Source organism: Rhodopirellula sp. JB055 (assembly GCF_043100905.1).
GTDB lineage: Bacteria > Planctomycetota > Planctomycetia > Pirellulales > Pirellulaceae > Rhodopirellula.
This window is the reverse complement of sequence record NZ_JBICHO010000172.1, coordinates 1-2,810: the sequence shown is the minus strand read 5'-3', so window position 1 is coordinate 2,810 and position 2,810 is coordinate 1. Positions and strand designations below refer to the sequence as shown.

Annotated in this window: 3 protein-coding genes; all 3 read right to left on the bottom strand. The window is 55.9% G+C overall.

What is annotated here, in order from left to right:
- Positions 1-186 precede the first annotated feature (186 nt).
- Positions 187-414: a hypothetical protein gene (locus ACF8AM_RS07105; RefSeq protein ID WP_392554961.1), complete on the bottom strand. Its 228-nt coding sequence runs from the start codon at positions 412-414 to the stop codon at positions 187-189.
- A gap of 22 nt (positions 415-436) precedes the next feature.
- Complete coding sequence (locus ACF8AM_RS07100) at positions 437-2,014, bottom strand: prenyltransferase/squalene oxidase repeat-containing protein (protein ID WP_392554960.1); 1,578 nt, start codon at positions 2,012-2,014, stop codon at positions 437-439.
- A gap of 121 nt (positions 2,015-2,135) precedes the next feature.
- A complete protein-coding gene (locus ACF8AM_RS07095) occupies positions 2,136-2,585 on the bottom strand; it encodes a hypothetical protein (RefSeq protein ID WP_392554959.1) in 450 nt (149 codons plus the stop codon).
- Positions 2,586-2,810: the final 225 nt, after the last annotated feature.

The window sequence follows — 2,810 nt, the reverse complement described above, 5'->3', positions numbered from 1 at the left end:
TATCAATCGAAAGGTGATTCAGAGCTTGACGGACAAGACTTGGAACGATCACAGAAGTCGTAGGAGGTTCAGTAGGAAGCACAGCAATATCAGAGCCAAACGATCAACCCATCGCCTAGGTATCATCTTGTCGAAGCCCTTTTGCTACACGAAGAGGCTTGCCGGAAGGTCTCCAACAGGCCCTCGTCATTCGGCCCACAACTCAAGCAAATCCGACAAACGTCCCTCGCTCTGATCGAGCAACCGTGATCGTTTCGCTTGGAAGGCGTCGCTTCCGAGCCCGACGTCGTCATCCGAGCCTTTGAGCCGGACCGTGTGCGAACTCGATTGATCAAACTCTGTGAAGCGATCAATCGCTGTACTGCCTTGCCGCAACCAAGTGATCCGGCTGGCTCGGATTGTTTGGTCGCTCACCCGTTTCGGTTGAACCTTCCCGTCATTCAAGTTCCGTGTGGTCGTACAGAGGCAAGTGACGATAGTAAACTTCCAAGCAATAGATCGACAAACATGTTGTATACAACCGGCCGGCGTAGCGCCCCCATGCGTCGCCGCTTGGTGACCAACTTCCGCGTTCACGGCCGCGTTTTTCTTGGCGAGCTGGCAGAGTCGCTTTCATTTCTGCGTTCCATTGTTTCCACAATGGTCCGCCGTAGTGATGCAAGGCTTGCGTCGCGTAGTACCAATAGTAAACGTCGGCTTCGTTCGTATTGATCAAGTGATCTGTCACCAAGGTTGTGAGGCTTGGGGCCATCCCGGGCATGTTGCGTTCCCGCCCGAGATACTGATGACACAAGACGCCTTCCGCGGTCATCGCTGGAGAAGGAGGGACGTTTGGCATGTAGGAATAGCCGCCTGAGTAACCCTGGCTAACGGAATCGAAGTAATCTTCAATCTTAGGCCAAATGTACGGATCCACTTCCAGTCCACCTGAATCACCGCTCTTCAGTCCCATGACAAACCAACCGGTGACGGATGTGTCGCTGTCCATTCGAGGTTGGTACCGCCATCCTCCCTGCGGCGACTGGGATGCAACCGCGAAATCGCAGGCGGATTGTGCGTAGGGGCGAATCCACGAATCTCCGGTCATCGCATAAAGTTCACAGAGCGCGATGGTGGCTTGAGCCTGTGAGTACATTCGTTCGTGACCCATCTCCGATCCGGCTAGAAAACCCTGTCGATCCTGTTTCGCGACCAACCAGCGGGCAGCACGGAGCAGTTCTTTCTGGTACGGGCCGCCACGGTGTGTGCTGCCCGCGCCCATGAAGGCCAGCATCGCCATCGCGGTGGCACTGGTTTGGTTCTCACCTCGAGCCCCGTTGGCGTAGGGTCCATGCAGACTCCAACTCCCGTTGCGGAGTTGTTGCCGTTTCAACCACGCCAAGCCTGCTGTGACAGCGTCTTCGGTCCCTTGGTTGCCGCCATGCATCCTCAGCAATCGCTGCTTCATCGCACCGCGACGTCCTTCGAACATATTCTCGGGCTTGATCGAAGACGGAGTCGAAGCCGTTGGGGCAAACAGGCTCGCGTCCAGTTTGGGCACCAACGAGAACATGTCGATTCCGCCTTCCAACACTTCAACCGAATCCCTTTCCGCGATCTTGACACGGTCGTCCATGAGCGACGTTTCGAATGTTTCCATGGATGCCACCGGCGCAATTGAAAATTCAGTCAGTTCGCCGGCGGCTGAATCGTCCGATTGGCCGAACAGCAGTTCAATGCGGTCGGATTGGTTGACGGAACGGCTGATCAAAGCCAGTCCCAGCAAGACCGCGAGGTGGACCACCAAGCTGACCAACCAGGACGGCATCTCGTCCAACGCTTCGCGTCCCCACGCGCGAAGGCGAGTGACAATCGGCTCTTTTGCGAGCGCCTCTTCGCGATCCGATTTTGGCTTTTGGGTTTCAGAAGATTTCGCTGCCGGCGCGCTTTCACGCCATCTCGCCGGTGGTTGCGCTGGGCCCTGCGAATTCACTCGGGCGTGCAGTTTTGACGCAGCGATAGATGACACGATCATGAATAGGCCTCTGAGAAAAGAAGGCCTCAACCATCCGTGTCACGCGGTCAACTGGTTCACGCCCCTGCGTACAAGGGCTTTTTCAACCGCGAGATGTCACGCTCGCTTTGCGTTTCGTTGTCTACACGGTCAACAGCACGACAATCAACGTCCCCAAAATCACAATCGGGACCCACACCAGAACCAACGAAATGATGCCGTAGCCGAACAGCAGTTTGGAGGCGAAACCAATCGGCAAATCGTTTGCTCGGCGATATTCAACGCGGTCTTTCCACGCCAGCAAGCCCCCCAGCAACCCGCCTACGATCGAGGACAGTACCAGCAGAAGTCCGATGGCGACCGGATCAAATTCAAACTGCTTTTCTGCATTTCGAACTTTGAACCTTCGGATCATGCCTCCGACGATCACAGGAGTGACAACCGCACCGATCGCGACCTTTTTCCAAACGCTGGTTTGGATCAAATCGGTCGCTTGGTCGTCAACGCCCACGCCAGTCGAATAGGCCGTTGAGGAGCTGGTTGGAGACGCATTGGGATGGGCGGCAGGTGGGGCAAATGGGTCGTGGTTCATGACAAAGCTCCAAGACAGCGATCAAGTCTCGCTGGCCACTCCACGGAGCGGAGTTAACAGGCTGTTGATTGAGTCAGTCGGAACGCGATCGCGCCCGGTTCGTCTCCGATAACCGACGGGCTAGCGACCCTCGGCAGATCTTTCGATCTGGGACAGGTACCAATCAACAGTGTGATCACCCACACATGCAAGACCTATGCGAAGAAAAACAGACACAGGGGTGGC